The organism is Heyndrickxia sp. NPDC080065, assembly GCF_050281185.1.
Classification (GTDB): domain Bacteria; phylum Bacillota; class Bacilli; order Bacillales; family Bacillaceae_C; genus Heyndrickxia.
In genome coordinates this window covers 424,215-440,074 of sequence record NZ_JBNNWS010000001.1, presented here as the reverse complement: position 1 = coordinate 440,074, position 15,860 = coordinate 424,215, and the positions used below count along the sequence as shown (strand labels likewise).

Sequence of the window (15,860 nt, the reverse complement as noted above, 5' to 3'; positions counted from 1 at the left end):
GGCGGACAAAAAGGGATAGTTTTCCATCAGAACACAGGAAGTGTCCATATGAGGTGGAAAAATAAGCGGAAAGTCCACAAGTGGTGCCTGACACCATTTTTAAAAGCTTACATTTCCTCGTTTTGTACCTGTATTTTTTATTTTTATTTTAATATTAAGTTGTATCGAGTCTTCATTTAAGGGGACTGTTCCGTTGGTTGATATTTTTTTCCACGCCTTTACATCTTTTCGATATAAGTGATGGGAAAGTTGAAAAATATCGGAGCCTTGCTCTAAGCTTTTTTTATAGGTACGAACAATTTCTTGCTTCATATTTTTTTCAGCTAGATTTTTTAGTTTAGAAATGTCCATAATTTTATCTATTTCAGAAAGGGTTGCTGATGCTTTGACACTAATCTGGTAAATATATTTTGTTTTCTTCTTGATAGGTTTAATTTTGAATATCGCTTTGTTTATGACAATAGAAGCAATAGGTCTTCCCTTTTCATGAATAAATAAGGGACTCCTCTCAAACTTTTTAGATAACCACCTATATCCATCAATGTCTTTTCCACTAATAATTCCTAAAAACTTTTTGTTTTTATCATAGATGGAAACTCCACTTAAATCAAATGTTGGTTGCTCTTTTTGATCTGATTTCCAAGCGCTTTTATTTAAGTTTATATGAGGGATAAAAGCTTGGTAGTTTGGTTCATCCATTGAAAGTATGAGCTTCCTTAAATCTAATGGCTGTATATGTGAGCTTTGTTTAAACGTATTTTCTGGATCGCCGAGTTTTGATAAGGCAGCAGACATATATACCGTCGGGGTTGCAGACAAAATTTCAGATAATGAATCAGTAGTAGAGAAAATATTCGTTTGATAACGAATATCTGGAAATCGGTTAAATATATCAACTACAGATCTAATCCCTTCTGTCTTTAAAAGATTCTCAGTTACAATAAAGAATGATAGTTTTCCCCAATAAATATGTCTTTGAGAGGAGTGATATAAGTTAAAAAAAGCAGCTTCTACATTTTTCCCTTTTGCTTGTCCAATTATCAACTGGTTTTCATTGCTTGTAGGTCCATTTGTTTTCGCTAATAAGGAAAGATTAATAAGCTGGACATAAATAATGTATTCATTGTCTTGGTAATCAACTCCAATTCCGTAAGCATACGATAATCTTTCAGGATCTATCGCATCAGAACAACCATGTAAAAGCTGAATTGTAACAAGAAAAATCAACAGAAGTATTACGTTTTTCCTTTTAAAACGAAACAGAAAATGGCTATTCATGATTGATCATCATCCCCCATTCTCGTCTTATCCTTTGAATCAAACATAGGAGGTCTAGTCTTATAAAGTGATGCTGGAAGACGAAACGTTGCCTTAAGGATGTTAGAGATACTAATTTTTGTAGCTAATTCCATATAAGGTACACCAAATATTCGAATATTAGCTACCATTAGAACAATTAAAAATAAGGATAAGAAAAATCCGAAAAATCCAAAAAATGAAGAGAAGATTAGCACACCCACACGAATAATAGTAATGGTTCCAATTAATGATTGATTGACTAAAGTAAAGGTTGCAACTGATGAGGCGGCAACGACGACAAGCATAGACGGGCTTGTAATACCGGCAGAAATAGCTGCATCCCCAATAATCAGACCGCCAACAACACTTAATGTTTGGCCGATTGCAGCTGGGAGCCTAAGCCCAGCCTCACGAAATAATTCAAATAATACAAGCATAATGATCGCTTCCAAGAAGGCAGGCATTGGGACACCCTTTCTTGATTCAATAATAGTAGCCAAGAGCGGCAAAGGAATTTGATCTTGGTGAAATAAGGTAAGTGCTACCCAAAATGCTGGGAGAAAGCCTGCAACCAAAAGTCCAGTAATGCGCATTAGCCTTTCTAAACTGTTATATAAGAAGGCATATTCAAAATCCTCCGCACTTTTTAATAATAGAAATAAATTAACTGGAGTAATAATTGAATAAGGAATGCCATCGATTAAGATCACGATTCTTCCACTCAGCAAGGATCTTACGATGTAATCTGGACGTGCACTATAATCATGGTATGGAAATAGTAACGATTTCGGAAATACTAATTCCATTAGTTGAGTACCATTGATAATGCCTTCGATATCAATTGCCTTTAATTTCTTGATTAATGCTTGTAAAATCGTTGGATTGGCAACATCTTTTATGTATACAACGCAGACATTTGTTCTTGAACGCTTACCAATGACTAGTTTTTCTGAACAAAGAGAATTGGTAGGTAATCTTTTGCGAATTAATGCCATATTTATCGAAATATCTTCAATAAGATTATCCCGAGGTCCTTTAACAGACATCTCCATATTCGTTTCTTCAGGCTGACGCTGCGGCCTTTTAATTAAATCAATTGAAAATAAAAATGGGTATCCTTCAATAAAGATAGCCACTCTACCTGTAAAAATATCTGAGATCAGTTGGTCTTTATCGTTAATCCATTTTATGGAAGGAAGAAATAAGTTCTTACTGATCGTATCTTCTGTTACATCTTCAAGGTCTTTATCGATGAAAAACTCATTTAATCTATGAGTAGCAAAATGAGATAGTCCCTCAGTGTTTACCATTCCTTCACAATAAGTAAAAAGAACTTTAAATGATGGGCTCCTCCCGAAATGAAAAGTTTCAAACTGTACATCTGAATTTTTTTCAAATAATCCTTTTATGAGATCTTCACTAAAAATGATGGGCGGATTGGCGGTATTTTCTTGTTTAGCTTTTTGCCACCTTTTCATTTTTTACCACCTTTTTCTTTATTTTATAAATAAGGATTCCCAAGACAATGAATATGATGATTAAAATATTTAACCCAATGGAAAATGGAATAATAATATTTTTAAGATATTGGTAATATTGAATATCACCGATTGGTAAGAGAGTAAAAATAATTGCGCTGAGTCCGAGTAGGCCTATGATAAATACTTTAGTCATTTGCTTTTGTACATTAAAGATATGAGGAACGACAAATAGCAATAATGATAAGCGGATAAATGCGCCACTCATCCATTGATAAATCGATAAAACATCCAGATGTTCAATAAATATTCCTAATGAAGCAAGTCCCCATTGTTCATATGCAGCAAATCTCTGATTAGCAGCCTCTTTCGGCCCAAATTCAATAATGGAACCAATTAATGGCCCTGTAGTTAACCAAGCTAATAGGAAGACAATAATATAAAGATGCTTCAAGCGAAAAGTCGATTCTAATTTATTTTGCAGCATAATTACCATAATCAGCTCTAGAAAACCAGAAACGGGATAGATAGCCCCTTTTAATGGACCTTCCAATCCATGCTCTAAAACGGGCTGAATCAGGGAAAAATCTTTTACTTGAAAATTAACGAAACTAACAAAAAAACCAAATACTATGATAAACGGGAGAATAAAAAAATTTGTGATTGCGATCGTTCGTAAACTTGTTAAAGCAGCAAAAACACAAATTGATACTAGAACAGTTGACAAAATAAAGGGTGAGGTTTCTTGTAGATAAGTAATATTCGTCCACACAATGGTTTCTTTAATTGTGATGAATAGAATGGAAACTAAATATAACATTGTAAGAAAGAGGACAATTGAATAATAAAAGGTTCCCAGATGCTTCTTTATCCATTGAAAAACATGCTGTTGCTTTGTCTCTTTTCGAATAAAGATGAAGATTGGGAGCCAAGCAAAAATAAATCCTAAACCAATTAATACTGATATCCACGCATCTCTACCAGCCATTTGTAATATTTGAGAAATAATGATGACATGGTTATATAAGCCAATTGCTGTAATAGCAAATAATGATAAATGGAAAATTGTAATAGTATCCTTTTCGTTCATAACATTTTCACCATCTTTAGTTAATACGTGGTAATATTCCCTAGTCCGAGAAGATTATGTATTGTTGGATAAAAATTGAATAATTTTGTGAGTGAGATAGAGCTTTTAAAAATATATTTGAAATAGTGTTTGACATTAACGTAACGTAAAGGTGTATCGTAATTTTAAGGAGGGGATCACATGGAATACACAGTGCAAAAGCTTGGTAGATTAGCGGGGATTAGTACCAGAACGCTTCGATATTATGATGAAATTGGGATTCTTAAGCCGGCAAGAATCAATTCATCAGGCTATCGGATATATGGTCAAGAGGAAGTAGATAAGTTACAGCAAATTCTTTTCTACAGAGAATTAGGTGTCAGCTTAGACAGTATAAAGAGGATTGTAACATCTCCTTCCTTTGATGGTACGAAGGCACTTAGAGAACATCGTGAAAAACTCCTTGAAAAAAGAGAACAATTAGAATTGTTAATTGCAAATGTAGATAAGACACTCGCAATGAGAGAAGGGAGTATAAATATGACTGATAAAGAAAAGTTTGAAGGGTTCAAGCAAAAAATGATCGATGATAACGAAAAAAAATATGGGGAAGAAATCCGTAAAAAGTATGGTAACAAAACAATTGATCAATCGAATGCGAAACTAATGAACATGACTCAGGAGCAATACGAGGAAGTCACTAAACTTGAGAATGAGGTGAAAGAAACACTTGCGCTAGCCTTTGCAACTGGTGATCCCGCAAGTGATCTAGCCCAAAAAGCAGCTGATTTACACAAACAATGGCTTACCTTTTATTGGAGTGAATATAATAAAGATGCCCATGCAGGAATTGCTCAAATGTATGTGGATGATGAAAGATTCAAAGCGTATTATGATGTCAAGCAGCCAGGATTGGCAGAATTCTTAAGAGACGCTATTCATATTTACACAAGCCGTAAAAATTAATATTGCAATCTAAAAAGCGACTGGGAGAACCCGTCGCTTTTTGGTGTCAGGCACCGTTCATGGACATTTTATGTTATTTTCCATCCATGGTGGACAAAAAGGAATAGTTTTCCATCATAACCCAAAAAGTGTCCACATGAGGTGGAAAAATAAGCGAAAAGTCCACAAGCGGTGCCTGACACCAAACAATTATTTTAATAGTTTTGTAACCAATCTGTTTGTTTAAATCTGTATAATTGAGATTATGGATTTGGAGATAGAAATTTAGAAAAGGTTTTTCATAGAATGATGCTTTTTCAGTAAGTATTTAAAGTTCTTATATAGTTTGTTTTCGAGGCACCCCCTCCAAAATGCGAATACAAACAATAAAGTTTAAAATATGAGCTTAAAGTAAGGATAATAGAGAGAGATTGTTGGAGGAAAAAAAGTTATGCATAAAGTGTTAATTATTGAAGATGAGGAAAGTATTAGAGGCTTTCTAAACATCAATTTTAAAATGCACAATTTTTTAGTAATAGAAGCTGGATCCGGCGAGGAAGGGATATCTAAAGCTAGAATAGAACATCCTGATATTGTGATATTAGATGTGATGCTGCCAGGGATCGATGGTTTTCAAGTATGTGAAACATTAAGAAAAGAGCTTTCAGATATTGGTATTATTATGTTGACAGCAAAAGGTCAGGATATAGACAAAATCCAAGGGTTGGAAATGGGAGCAGATGATTATGTTGTTAAGCCTTTTAATCCTATGGAATTAATTCTTCGTGCCAAGTCCTTGCTTAGAAGAGTGAGAGATAAGGCTGATCAGGTGCAAAGTGAAAACTTGATATATGGACCATTTGTTATAGATCCTTATTCACTGAAAGTATCTAAGAATAATGTAGAACTTTCACTTACTCCAACAGAATTCCATCTTTTAAAGCTTTTTATAGAGAATCCAGGCAGAGCTTTTTCACGAAATGAGCTTTTAGATATCGTTTGGGGCAATGATTTTGTAGGGGATCACAAAATAGTGGATGTAAATATTAGAAGACTAAGGGTTAAAATTGAGGATAAAGATTCGGATGGATTATTTATTGAGACGGTTTGGGGGACCGGCTACAGGTGGAGGAAGGAATAAAAATTATGAAAAGGAATAAAAGAGTTTCTTCAAACAGTATTAAGACGAGACTAGTTGGGAATTTTATTTTTATTATCCTAATTAGTGTAGTTGTCTTTGAAGCCCTCCTTATCTATTTCACTAGATACTATTTTTATAACAATGTAGAAAATATGCTAACCAATCAAATTAAAACATCCTCTGATTTTTATTCAAAATATTTCTCCAATGTTCCCCTAGAAGAAAATATTATTGATCATGTAGATGTATTTTGGCAGCAAACGTCTGCTGAAGTGCAAATTGTAGATCTAACGGGCAGAGTTCTTTTGGATTCGGTTGGAGTAGAGTATAAGAATCCACTCAACAGTTCTGATTTTCACGATGCATTAAAGGGGAAAAAGGGTGTAAGTATTGGAAAAATATCATATGGGCGGGATAATGTGATGACTGTCTCCTACCCATTAAAATCAGATAATGAAGTTGTTGGTGTATTAAGATTTATTACTTCCCTTAAAGAAGTTGATAAAGTCCTGCGAAATATTTCTCTCATATTTATTAGCATCGGAGTCATCGTACTCGTTATTGCGGGAACGATAGGATTGATACTTGCTTATAGCATTGTTCATCCGCTTAGAGAGGTAACCAATGCAGCGGAGTTAATGGCAGGAGGCAATATGAAAATAAGAATTAAGAAAAAACGAGATGACGAAATCGGCAGACTGACAGATACATTAAATTATATGGCTGAAGAGGTTGAAAAAAGAGAAGAGATTAAAAATGATTTTATTTCCCTCGTTTCTCATGAATTAAGAACACCACTAACTGCCATTAAAGGATGGGCATCTACCCTTAGTAGAGTTGATAGCAACGAAAAAGAAATTTTTGATGACGGCTTAACGATCATTGAAAAAGAAAGCGATAGATTGACTGTCATGGTGGAAGAGCTTCTTGATTTTTCTAGTTTTGTTTCAGGAAAGATCACATTAAAAAAAGAAGTGACAGATCTCTCTGAGATAATAAATTATATAGAAAAACAAATGAGACCTAAAGCGGTAAGAGAAGATGTTCATTTCGAGGTCAATTGTGGAGAGCTTCCTTTAGTCGAATTAGACCGAGATCGAATTAAACAAGTATTGATCAATCTTTTAGGAAATGCATTTAAATTTACATCTGCGAAAGGTTCTGTGACTTTAAATGCCTTTAATGAGGATCAATCCATCGTCATTACTGTTAAAGATACAGGATGTGGAATTAGTGAAGACGAACTGCCAAGGATCACTGAGAAATTTTATAAAGGGAAAAACAGTAAAGCACAAACTGGACTTGGCCTGTCTATTTGTGATGAAATCATAAAACTGCATAAAGGTAGTCTAACTTTTATAAGTAAAGTAAATGTGGGAACTGAAGTGATTGTAAAACTTCCACTTGAAATAAAAAATGCAGGGGTATCTTGATAATGAAAATAAAAATGCATCGGTTATTTATCATTTTGATAGGAATATTTATATTTTTTCTAACTGGCTGCAGTGTTAAGGATTTTAGTATAGAGGGAAAAATCGCTCCTCCAGAAAATAAAGCCCTTACCGTTAAAGGTACATGGGATATTGAAAAATTTATTACAATAAAAGACGATCCAACCGCAGACTATAAAGATATCCGCCATTATATCGGAAAGACGGCTATGTTTGATCAAAAAGTTTGTGTGTTAGGTCGTGATCAATGTAGAAATCCAATATACAAAATTATCAATGTTTCTGCGCTAGACTATATGCAAAATAAATACAAAGTGAATTTAGAAAAGATAGGAATTCACTCCAAAAGAATTGATGTTATTACAGTTACATCAAACAATCAAATATTTTATGAATTAATCAAAAAGGATTCGCGTACTTTATTGGTTTATGTAGATGGTGGTTTTTTGTCATTACGCAAACGGTCAGATGAAGTAAATGAAAACAGTATAAAATCAAGATTGACCGATTCGAAGGTAAAAGTGAATAATGAAAAAAAGGACAATGAACTTTTAAAATCAGGTGTATTACTGGGCATTCGCTCATCAGAAAACAAATACAAGACATTATGGATAAGCGCTAAAGATAAAAAACTGAAGCCTATTTTGCGAAAAGAACAGCTTTTTGTCCCACGCATGAAGGGTTTCTGGGAAGTGGGATACGCAAAAGCAGATGAGGGAGCTGGAGGGAGTCTATATGTCAAACCAATGCAGGAAATCCTTCAGCCAGCAGCCAAAATAAAAACTAATAATAAGACTCGAAATGTACTTACAGAGAACACGGTAAGAAAGATTTTGTTTGTAGGAAATGATTATATTGGTACTGAGTATTTAGAAAAATATCAGGTGCTACCTATCGATCAAATTAGTGCAGGTAAGGGGATTACGCCTTCTGATGTTGCTGGTGGTGATGTTGACACCGCAATATTGCGATCGGGTGAAGTGTTTATTGCTTCTCTAGATCGAGAGAGGGCACAATTGCTTAATAATAAACCAATCAAAGAGAATTTCACCCTTGAAAGGCGAAATGGTCATTGGATTATGAGAGGGAGACTTTATTACAAGCAACCGATTGGTCTTAAGAATTATGAGGATTTCGATATCAACTTAATGGTCCCTTCGAAACTTATTAATTACGATGAAATGAACATCCCTTGGGGAGAAATAAAATCAAAACTGCCATGGATTATTGATGCCTATCTCTCACCAAATAAAGATATCGCACTACTTGTCTCAAAAGATGAATTATACATCTATGCAATTGACAAGGGGAATATTTCAGAAAAGCCATTAAAGGAAATCTCGCTAAAAACAGGGGATTCAATCGTAATGGCAGAATGGGCAATTGGGGATTATGTCGACAAGTGGGAGGAAAGTGTAAAGAAGAAGTTTACTCCATTAAAGGAGAAATAAATATGAAATAAAAACATCTTTTTAGTTCTTGTATTACTAGAAAGGTGTTTTTTTGTATTTAATAGCGTGTTTCATTGTGTAGAGTAAGCAGTATCCATTACTACAAAAAAATAATATTATTAAAAATGTCAGAATATATAGACTAGATTGAAATAATTTTGTACAATAACTTCAGAATAGTGGTATTATTATGAATAGTTCTAATATACTAGTAGTTGATTGAAGGGAAAATAATATTACTTTCTTCCAATCGCTAAGATTATGACTAAAAGGGGGCATGAAAAAGTGAGAAAGCTTGTAGGAATTTCGATGTCACTTCTATTGTCAGCAGGGATTATGGCAGGCTGTGGAACGGAAAAAAGCTCTGGTGAAAGTAGTAAAGGCGGGGATGAGATTTTAATTGGTGCCAACCTTGAACTATCAGGTGGAGTAGCTTCTTACGGTCAATCGATCCTTGAAGGAGTGAATTTGGCACTTGATGAGATCAATAAAGAAGGAATAAATGGAAAAAAAATCAAGATTATTAAGGTGGATAACAAATCTGATGCGGCAGAAGCAACAAGTGCAGCTATTAAGTTAGTAAATAAAGATAAGGTATCTGCCATCATTGGGGCTGCAACGACGGGAGATACTCTTGCGCAAATGCAAATTGTTACAGACAATAGAGTTCCAATCATTACTCCTTCTGGAACTAGTGAAACAATTACTGTGGATAAAGGAAAGTTGAATGAATATGCTTTCAGAACATGCTTTATCGACCCATTCCAAGGTACAGTAGCAGCGAACTTCGCCTCCAACGAACTAAAAGTAAAAACCGCAGCTATTCTAATCGATAGCTCTAGTGATTATTCAAAAGGATTAGCAGCTTCCTTCAAAGAAGCTTTTGAAAAGAATGGTGGAAAAATTGTAGGCAAAGAGGAAGCATATGTCCAAAAAGATACAGACTTCCGTGCTACACTTACACGTATTAAATCACAAAATCCAGAATTTGTGTATGTACCAGGATATTATGAAGAGGTTGGGTTGATTTTAAAACAAGCTCGTGAACTTGGCTTAAATGTTCCGTTTATGGGTGCAGATGGATGGGATTCTCCAAAACTGATTGAAATTGGCGGGAAAGAAGCAACAAATAACACATTTATTACAAACCATTATTCTTCCGGAGATAATGATCCAAAGATTCAAGAATTTGTAAAAGCATTTAAAGCAAAATACAAAGATAAAACTCCTGATACGTTCAATGCACTTGGATATGATACTTTGTTTTTCTTAGCTGATGCAATCAAACGTGCTGGAAGCAATGATTCAGAAAAAATTCAAAAAGCTCTAGCAGAAACAAATGGTCTTCAACTAGTTTCTGGAACAATGACTCTTGATGAAAATCATAACCCGATTAAATCAGCAACGATTTTAAGATATGTAGATGGCGAACAAAAATTCGAATCTAAAATTGATCCACAAAATTAATATGAAAGAGTAGGGGGCTTGTCCCCCTTTTTTCAATCGAATTATTTTTAAGACTCTTTTTGAAACGAAGTTAATTTTTAAATTGAAAATCCTAAAAAATTAGCATTCAATAAATATTTAACGGAATTTTACGAAAAGATGCCCAGAATCCTAGCTTTATTAAGTTGTTAGCCACTATATAAGAAAGAAATAATTTATGCGAAAACAACCATTTTTACAGGGAGAGTGAGAAAATGGAGATTATTCAGCAGCTAGTTAACGGGATCTCACTAGGCAGTATTTATGCACTAATTGCACTTGGTTATACAATGGTATATGGAATTGTGAAATTGATTAATTTTGCACATGGTGATATTTTCATGATCGGATCGTTTGTTGGTTTTTATTCCATTACTATGCTGCATTTGGGATTTTTTCCAGCCTTAATTTTGTCCATGGTCGTTTGCGCCATTCTTGGTGTTATTATTGAAAGAATTGCTTATAAACCTTTACGAAAAACCACAAGAATTGCCGCCCTTATTACAGCGATTGGTGTTTCGATGCTTATTGAATATGGGATGGTATATTTCCGAGGCGCTCAGCCAGAAGCATATCCTGCTGGGACACTCCTTACTAAAAATATTAATCTATTCGGTTTGACGATTAACAGTCAATCATTAATCATTCTTGGTATAGCTATTATCCTTATGATCGTTCTGCAATTTATTGTTCATAAAACCAAAACAGGAAAGGCAATGCGAGCTGTTTCACATGATGCCGAAGCAGCAAAACTAATGGGAATAAGTGTGGATCGTACCATTTCTGCAACATTTGCCATTGGTTCTGCACTTGCAGGAGCTGCAGGTGTTATTTTCGGAACCTATTATAGCAAAATCGATCCATTAATGGGTCTCATCCCTGGATTAAAAGCATTTGTTGCCGCTGTTTTAGGCGGGATTGGGATTATTCCAGGTGCAATGGTTGGAGGACTGCTTTTAGGTGTGATTGAATCATTTGTTAGTGCCATTGGATTTTCATTATGGCGAGACGGTGCTGCCTTTGTTGTTCTCATTTTAATATTAATTTTCCGCCCATCTGGTTTACTTGGGAAAAACATCAAGGAAAAGGTTTAGGAAGGGAGGGGAAGGAATGTCCATATTCAAACAATCAAAAGGTTTTTGGCTATCAATCATTGCATCCCTGATATTTTTTGTTGTGGTCCAATTCTTAATAAGTGGCGACATGATTAATCCGTATTATACGAATACCCTTTTCACGATTGCGATAAACATCATTCTAGCCGCAAGCCTCCACCTGATTATTGGCATAACAGGACAGTTCTCTATCGGCCATGCAGGATTCTTAGCAATTGGAGCATATGCATCGGCAATTATTACAATGAAATTTCAATTACCTTTTCCTCTTGCTTTATTGGTAGGAGGGATTGTGGCCGCCATTACTGGTCTCTTTATCGGGATCCCCAGTCTTCGTTTAAAAGGTGATTATCTAGCTATTGCCACTTTAGGGTTTGGGGAAATTGTTCGAATCGTTATGTTAAATATTGACTATGTAGGCGGTGCAAGTGGTATGCAAGTATCACACTTAACTACTTGGCCTTGGATCTACATTTGTCTCTTAATTTGCATCATTGCTATTGTTAATTTTACAAATTCTACACATGGACGTGCCTGTATTTCCATTCGCGAAAATGAAATTGCCTCGGATGCAATGGGAATTAATACGACTTATTATAAAGTAGTAGCATTTGCGATTGGGTCTTTCTTTGCAGGGATAGCTGGAGGTTTATATGCTCATCATTTTTATATTATCCAGCCAGTTAACTTTGGGTTCCTAAAGTCATTTGATATTTTGATTATTGTTGTTTTGGGTGGGTTAGGGAGTTTATCAGGTGCAGTTATTTCCGCCATTCTCCTAACGATTGTATCTACATTTCTGCAGGAATACGCTGAAACAAGGATGATCATCTATTCTCTTGTACTTATCATAATGATGCTTTTCCGTCCACAAGGCTTACTAGGAACAAAAGAAATTACTTCATTCTTCAAAAAAGGTAAGGATGTTGGCGGGGGGACACAGAATGGAAACAAACAAACCATTGCTTAAAGTAGAAAGTGTAAGTATTACATTCGGTGGATTAAAGGCAGTGTCAGATATAAATATTGAAATAAATAAAAGTGAATTAATTGGCTTGATCGGACCGAATGGGGCGGGAAAAACGACTTTTTTTAATTTATTGACAGGAGTGTACGAACCGACTGACGGAATAATTTTGCTTGATGGGAAACGTATTAACGGGCTTGCTCCTTATCAAATCACGAGAAAAGGAATAAGTCGTACCTTTCAAAATATCAGATTATTCAATGAACTATCTGTTTTGGATAATGTAAAAGTTGCCTATCATTCCAATGCTAAGCATGGTATTTTTAGCTCAATGCTTCGTCTTCCTTCGCATTTTAAAGGTGAAAGGGAGATGGAGAAAGAAGCCATTGATTTCTTAAAGATTTTTAATCTGGATCCTTATCTATATGAGAAGGCGAAAAATTTACCATATGGGCAGCAAAGAAGACTTGAAATTGCCCGTGCACTAGCTACAAAACCGAGCCTTCTTTTATTGGATGAGCCTGCCGCTGGTATGAATCCGCAGGAAACAGAGGAATTAATGAATTTAATTAGCTTTATTAGAGAAAAGTTTGATTTGACAATATTGTTAATTGAACATGATATGCAGCTAGTTATGGGGGTATGTAAGCGAATCTATGTTCTTGATCACGGCCAACTGATTGCGGTTGGGACCCCATCAGAAATACAAAACAATCCTAAAGTAATCGAAGCCTACTTAGGGGAGGAGGTTTCATAATGCTGAAAGTAGAGGATATTAATGTATATTATGGAAACATCCAGGCATTAAAAGAAGTCTCCTTAACGATTAATCCGGGGGAAATTGTAACATTAATCGGAGCAAATGGAGCGGGGAAAAGTACCCTATTAAAAACCATTTCCGGTTTGTTAAAACCGAAGCAAGGTGAGATTTTATTCGAACAAAGCTCTATTGCTGGTAAGCCTGCGCAAACCATTGTTAAGAAAGGAATCTCCCACGTACCTGAAGGCAGGCGTGTCTTTGCAAATATGACGGTTGAAGAAAACCTTGAATTAGGTGCTTTTTTACGGAAAGATAAAACAGGAATCCGGAAAGATTTCGAAAAAACATATCAGCTCTTTCCTCGCCTTTTTGAGCGAAGAAAGCAATTATCGGGAACATTATCAGGCGGAGAGCAGCAAATGTTAGCGATGGGACGGGCATTAATGGCACGGCCGCGTCTGCTCTTGTTAGACGAACCATCCATGGGGCTTGCACCACTCCTTGTAAAAACCATTTTTAAAATTATTGAAGAAATCAATCAATCAGGAACCACCATTTTGGTCGTTGAACAAAACGCGAATATGGCACTTTCGATCGCTAATCGTGCCTATGTAATTGAAACAGGACGTGTCGTCCTATCTGGTACACCAGAAGAACTAAATCAAAGTGATCAAGTGAAAATGGCATACCTTGGTGGCCGTTAAACTGGTGACTACACTAAAAACACCTATTTTTTCTATAGAATAGGTGTTTTTTAGAGGGGGAATTGGTTACTATGTCGAATTAATAATTCACATATTTAATATGCAGGAGGATTATAAGTATGCTAAATAGTATTCAATTAGATGATATTAAGAAACTTCAACTCGTTTGTGAACAAGAGGAGAATATACAATTAAAATTGAATTGGGATATGCTTGAAACCCGTAACGAGAAGGAAGTAAGAGATTTTTTCCATTATGAAAATGATCTTCTTATCGGATTTCTTGGTCTGTATGGATTCGGTAATAAGATGGAGTTGTGTGGAATGGTTCATCCGTGTTATCGAAGAAAAGGAATTTTTTCTAAGATGTTTACCGAAGCAATCAGCACAATTAAAAAAGAAAAAGTGAAAACAATCCTTTTAAATGCTCCATCTAATTCTTTTTCAGCGAAGAAATTTTTACAATCCATCCCATGTCATTTCTCTTTTTCTGAACATCAAATGAAATGGTCAGAAATTGATCTGGGAGGAGAGGAAGATATTATCATTAGAACCTCGACCCCGGATGACCTTGAAACTGAAATCCAATTGGATGTAAGCTGCTTTGATTTTTCAGAAGAGGAGGCGAAAGTATATAACCAGCGGATAAAGAAGGAAAATACTCAAGAATTCTATCTAATCGAAGCAGATCAACAAAAGGTTGGGAAAATCCGTGTTCAACATTTGAATGATGAGGCATGGATCTATGGATTTGCAATATTCCCAGACTACCAAGGACGAGGTTTCGGAAGAAAAGCTTTGAAAAAAATAATTAGAGATGAATATCAAAAAGGATTTCCTATTTTCTTAGAAGTAGAAACAACAAACTCTAATGCCTTAAGATTATATGAATCTTGTGGTTTCAAAACCGTAGTTTCACAGGATTATTATGAATATAAATGAGTTAAGGTCAGGCACGCTGTCGATGCGTGCTTGAATACTTAAGAGAATATTATTGTGGCTTTTTGTGATTGATTTTAAACATACTTTCCGTAATCTGGAATGGCTATTTTATCAAACTCATTCACTAATTTTTTTAAACTTCTTGATAGCCGTTCACCTGACATTGGTGATCCATGGCCAGTTACTGCAACTGATGGGTTTAACTCTTCAAGCCTTTTTACTGATTCCCAAGCTGATTTCCAGTCAGTTGTAAAATATCTTGGAGGTCCATTAAGTTCTTGTTCTTGGATTAATACCTTATATAATGAATCCTGTTTTACAGTAACAAAAGCATCCCCGGCAATTAAGGAGAGGTCTTCATCTTTAAATAGAGATACATGTCCTGGTGAGTGTCCTGGTGTATGAATCCAACGGTAGCCCTTCATAAACGGAACAGTTCCATCTTTAGGAAGTATTTCAATGGAATTCCCTAAATTTATTGGTTCATTTGGAAAAAATGGTGAGATTTTTGCGATTAATCCTCCTTCCACAGTTGGATCTGGTTTTGAGTAACTCATTTTTCCAGTTAAAAATGGAAGTTCTTTTTCGTGCGCGAATACAGGGATATTCCAATATTTCACTAATTCAATAATTGCCCCCACATGATCAAAGTGCCCGTGAGTCAAGATGATTGCTTTTGGTCGGCTATTTTTACCAAATCTATCTTCAGTGATTGAGATGATTTCATTTGCTGATTCTGGCATGCCTGCATCTACTAACACAAAGTCTCGAGTATGAGGATATCCTACCAAACAAATATTGACGATCTGAATAGTAAAGCAGAATAAATCTGGTAAAACTTCAATTCCAATTCCACTACCTATAGATGTCGCAGGAATATATTTATAATCACTTCCATATGAAATATCAATATTCTTATCCATATATTTTCCCTCCTTTAATTTTTTTGAAATCATAGATAGTTTTTCATTGAGAATTTTATTTATGAACAAAACTTTAATCAATTTGTTACCGGTTTTATTATTCACGAAATATAAGCATGTAATGATAAATT

The 15,860-nt window shown here is 35.2% G+C and carries 14 protein-coding genes; 10 read left to right on the top strand and 4 right to left on the bottom strand.

Annotated elements, in window-relative coordinates; translation table 11 throughout:
* Positions 1–99: 99 nt before the first annotated feature.
* From ACQKP0_RS01995 to ACQKP0_RS01985, 3 genes are read right to left on the bottom strand one after another with little or no spacing between them, the layout of a single operon-like run.
* Positions 100–1,278 (bottom strand): Ger(x)C family spore germination protein, encoded by a 1,179-nt coding sequence (locus tag ACQKP0_RS01995; RefSeq protein WP_427404130.1) that lies wholly within the window; start codon positions 1,276–1,278, stop codon positions 100–102.
* Complete coding sequence (locus ACQKP0_RS01990; protein WP_427404129.1) at positions 1,275–2,777, bottom strand: spore germination protein; 1,503 nt, start codon at positions 2,775–2,777, stop codon at positions 1,275–1,277. Before ACQKP0_RS01990 ends, ACQKP0_RS01995 begins: the two co-directional genes overlap by 4 nt.
* Positions 2,755–3,867, bottom strand: coding sequence for an endospore germination permease (locus ACQKP0_RS01985; RefSeq protein WP_427404128.1), 1,113 nt, complete (start codon positions 3,865–3,867; stop codon positions 2,755–2,757). Before ACQKP0_RS01985 ends, ACQKP0_RS01990 begins: the two co-directional genes overlap by 23 nt.
* Before the next feature lie 180 nt (positions 3,868–4,047).
* Between ACQKP0_RS01985 and ACQKP0_RS01980 the strand changes: the two genes are divergently transcribed.
* The 10 genes from ACQKP0_RS01980 (at position 4,048) to ACQKP0_RS01935 (ending at position 14,806) form a co-directional block, all read left to right on the top strand.
* Positions 4,048–4,812, top strand: coding sequence for a MerR family transcriptional regulator (locus tag ACQKP0_RS01980; RefSeq protein ID WP_427404127.1), 765 nt, complete (start codon positions 4,048–4,050; stop codon positions 4,810–4,812).
* A gap of 430 nt (positions 4,813–5,242) precedes the next feature.
* Positions 5,243–5,932, top strand: coding sequence for a response regulator transcription factor (locus ACQKP0_RS01975; protein WP_427404126.1), 690 nt, complete (start codon positions 5,243–5,245; stop codon positions 5,930–5,932).
* Positions 5,917–7,365 carry a sensor histidine kinase gene (locus tag ACQKP0_RS01970; protein ID WP_427404125.1) on the top strand — a complete coding sequence of 483 codons (1,449 nt, stop codon included), beginning with the start codon at positions 5,917–5,919 and terminating at the stop codon, positions 7,363–7,365. The genes ACQKP0_RS01975 and ACQKP0_RS01970 overlap by 16 nt, the downstream gene beginning before the upstream one ends.
* 2 nt (positions 7,366–7,367) lie before the next feature.
* The gene (locus tag ACQKP0_RS01965; protein WP_427404124.1) at positions 7,368–8,834 is read left to right on the top strand and encodes a hypothetical protein; all 1,467 of its coding nucleotides are present in this window, start codon (positions 7,368–7,370) and stop codon (positions 8,832–8,834) included.
* A gap of 261 nt (positions 8,835–9,095) precedes the next feature.
* Positions 9,096–10,301, top strand: coding sequence for an ABC transporter substrate-binding protein (locus tag ACQKP0_RS01960; RefSeq protein ID WP_427404123.1), 1,206 nt, complete (start codon positions 9,096–9,098; stop codon positions 10,299–10,301).
* Between the two features lie 233 nt (positions 10,302–10,534).
* The gene (locus ACQKP0_RS01955) at positions 10,535–11,413 is read left to right on the top strand and encodes a branched-chain amino acid ABC transporter permease (protein WP_427404122.1); all 879 of its coding nucleotides are present in this window, start codon (positions 10,535–10,537) and stop codon (positions 11,411–11,413) included.
* Between the two features lie 16 nt (positions 11,414–11,429).
* Positions 11,430–12,404 carry a branched-chain amino acid ABC transporter permease gene (locus ACQKP0_RS01950; RefSeq protein ID WP_427404121.1) on the top strand — a complete coding sequence of 325 codons (975 nt, stop codon included), beginning with the start codon at positions 11,430–11,432 and terminating at the stop codon, positions 12,402–12,404.
* Positions 12,379–13,158, top strand: coding sequence for an ABC transporter ATP-binding protein (locus ACQKP0_RS01945; protein WP_427404120.1), 780 nt, complete (start codon positions 12,379–12,381; stop codon positions 13,156–13,158). Before ACQKP0_RS01950 ends, ACQKP0_RS01945 begins: the two co-directional genes overlap by 26 nt.
* A complete protein-coding gene (locus tag ACQKP0_RS01940; RefSeq protein WP_427404119.1) occupies positions 13,158–13,865 on the top strand; it encodes an ABC transporter ATP-binding protein in 708 nt (235 codons plus the stop codon). The genes ACQKP0_RS01945 and ACQKP0_RS01940 overlap by 1 nt, the downstream gene beginning before the upstream one ends.
* Before the next feature lie 119 nt (positions 13,866–13,984).
* A complete protein-coding gene (locus tag ACQKP0_RS01935; protein WP_427404118.1) occupies positions 13,985–14,806 on the top strand; it encodes a GNAT family N-acetyltransferase in 822 nt (273 codons plus the stop codon).
* A gap of 74 nt (positions 14,807–14,880) precedes the next feature.
* Here ACQKP0_RS01935 and ACQKP0_RS01930 read toward each other — a convergent pair whose 3' ends face one another.
* The gene (locus ACQKP0_RS01930) at positions 14,881–15,729 is read right to left on the bottom strand and encodes an MBL fold metallo-hydrolase (RefSeq protein ID WP_427404117.1); all 849 of its coding nucleotides are present in this window, start codon (positions 15,727–15,729) and stop codon (positions 14,881–14,883) included.
* Positions 15,730–15,860 lie beyond the last annotated feature (131 nt).

Excerpts from the sequence above, each read along its gene's own strand:
- ACQKP0_RS01995 (WP_427404130.1), bottom strand. The coding sequence starts at position 1,278 with ATGAATAGCCATTTTCTGTTTCGTTTTAAAAGGAAAAACGTAATACTT.
- ACQKP0_RS01990 (WP_427404129.1), bottom strand. The coding sequence starts at position 2,777 with ATGAAAAGGTGGCAAAAAGCTAAACAAGAAAATACCGCCAATCCGCCC.
- ACQKP0_RS01985 (WP_427404128.1), bottom strand. The coding sequence starts at position 3,867 with ATGAACGAAAAGGATACTATTACAATTTTCCATTTATCATTATTTGCT.
- ACQKP0_RS01980 (WP_427404127.1), top strand. The coding sequence starts at position 4,048 with ATGGAATACACAGTGCAAAAGCTTGGTAGATTAGCGGGGATTAGTACC.
- ACQKP0_RS01975 (WP_427404126.1), top strand. The coding sequence starts at position 5,243 with ATGCATAAAGTGTTAATTATTGAAGATGAGGAAAGTATTAGAGGCTTT.
- ACQKP0_RS01965 (WP_427404124.1), top strand. The coding sequence starts at position 7,368 with ATGAAAATAAAAATGCATCGGTTATTTATCATTTTGATAGGAATATTT.
- ACQKP0_RS01960 (WP_427404123.1), top strand. The coding sequence starts at position 9,096 with ATGACTAAAAGGGGGCATGAAAAAGTGAGAAAGCTTGTAGGAATTTCG.
- ACQKP0_RS01955 (WP_427404122.1), top strand. The coding sequence starts at position 10,535 with ATGGAGATTATTCAGCAGCTAGTTAACGGGATCTCACTAGGCAGTATT.
- ACQKP0_RS01950 (WP_427404121.1), top strand. The coding sequence starts at position 11,430 with ATGTCCATATTCAAACAATCAAAAGGTTTTTGGCTATCAATCATTGCA.
- ACQKP0_RS01945 (WP_427404120.1), top strand. The coding sequence starts at position 12,379 with ATGGAAACAAACAAACCATTGCTTAAAGTAGAAAGTGTAAGTATTACA.
- ACQKP0_RS01940 (WP_427404119.1), top strand. The coding sequence starts at position 13,158 with ATGCTGAAAGTAGAGGATATTAATGTATATTATGGAAACATCCAGGCA.
- ACQKP0_RS01935 (WP_427404118.1), top strand. The coding sequence starts at position 13,985 with ATGCTAAATAGTATTCAATTAGATGATATTAAGAAACTTCAACTCGTT.
- ACQKP0_RS01930 (WP_427404117.1), bottom strand. The coding sequence starts at position 15,729 with ATGGATAAGAATATTGATATTTCATATGGAAGTGATTATAAATATATT.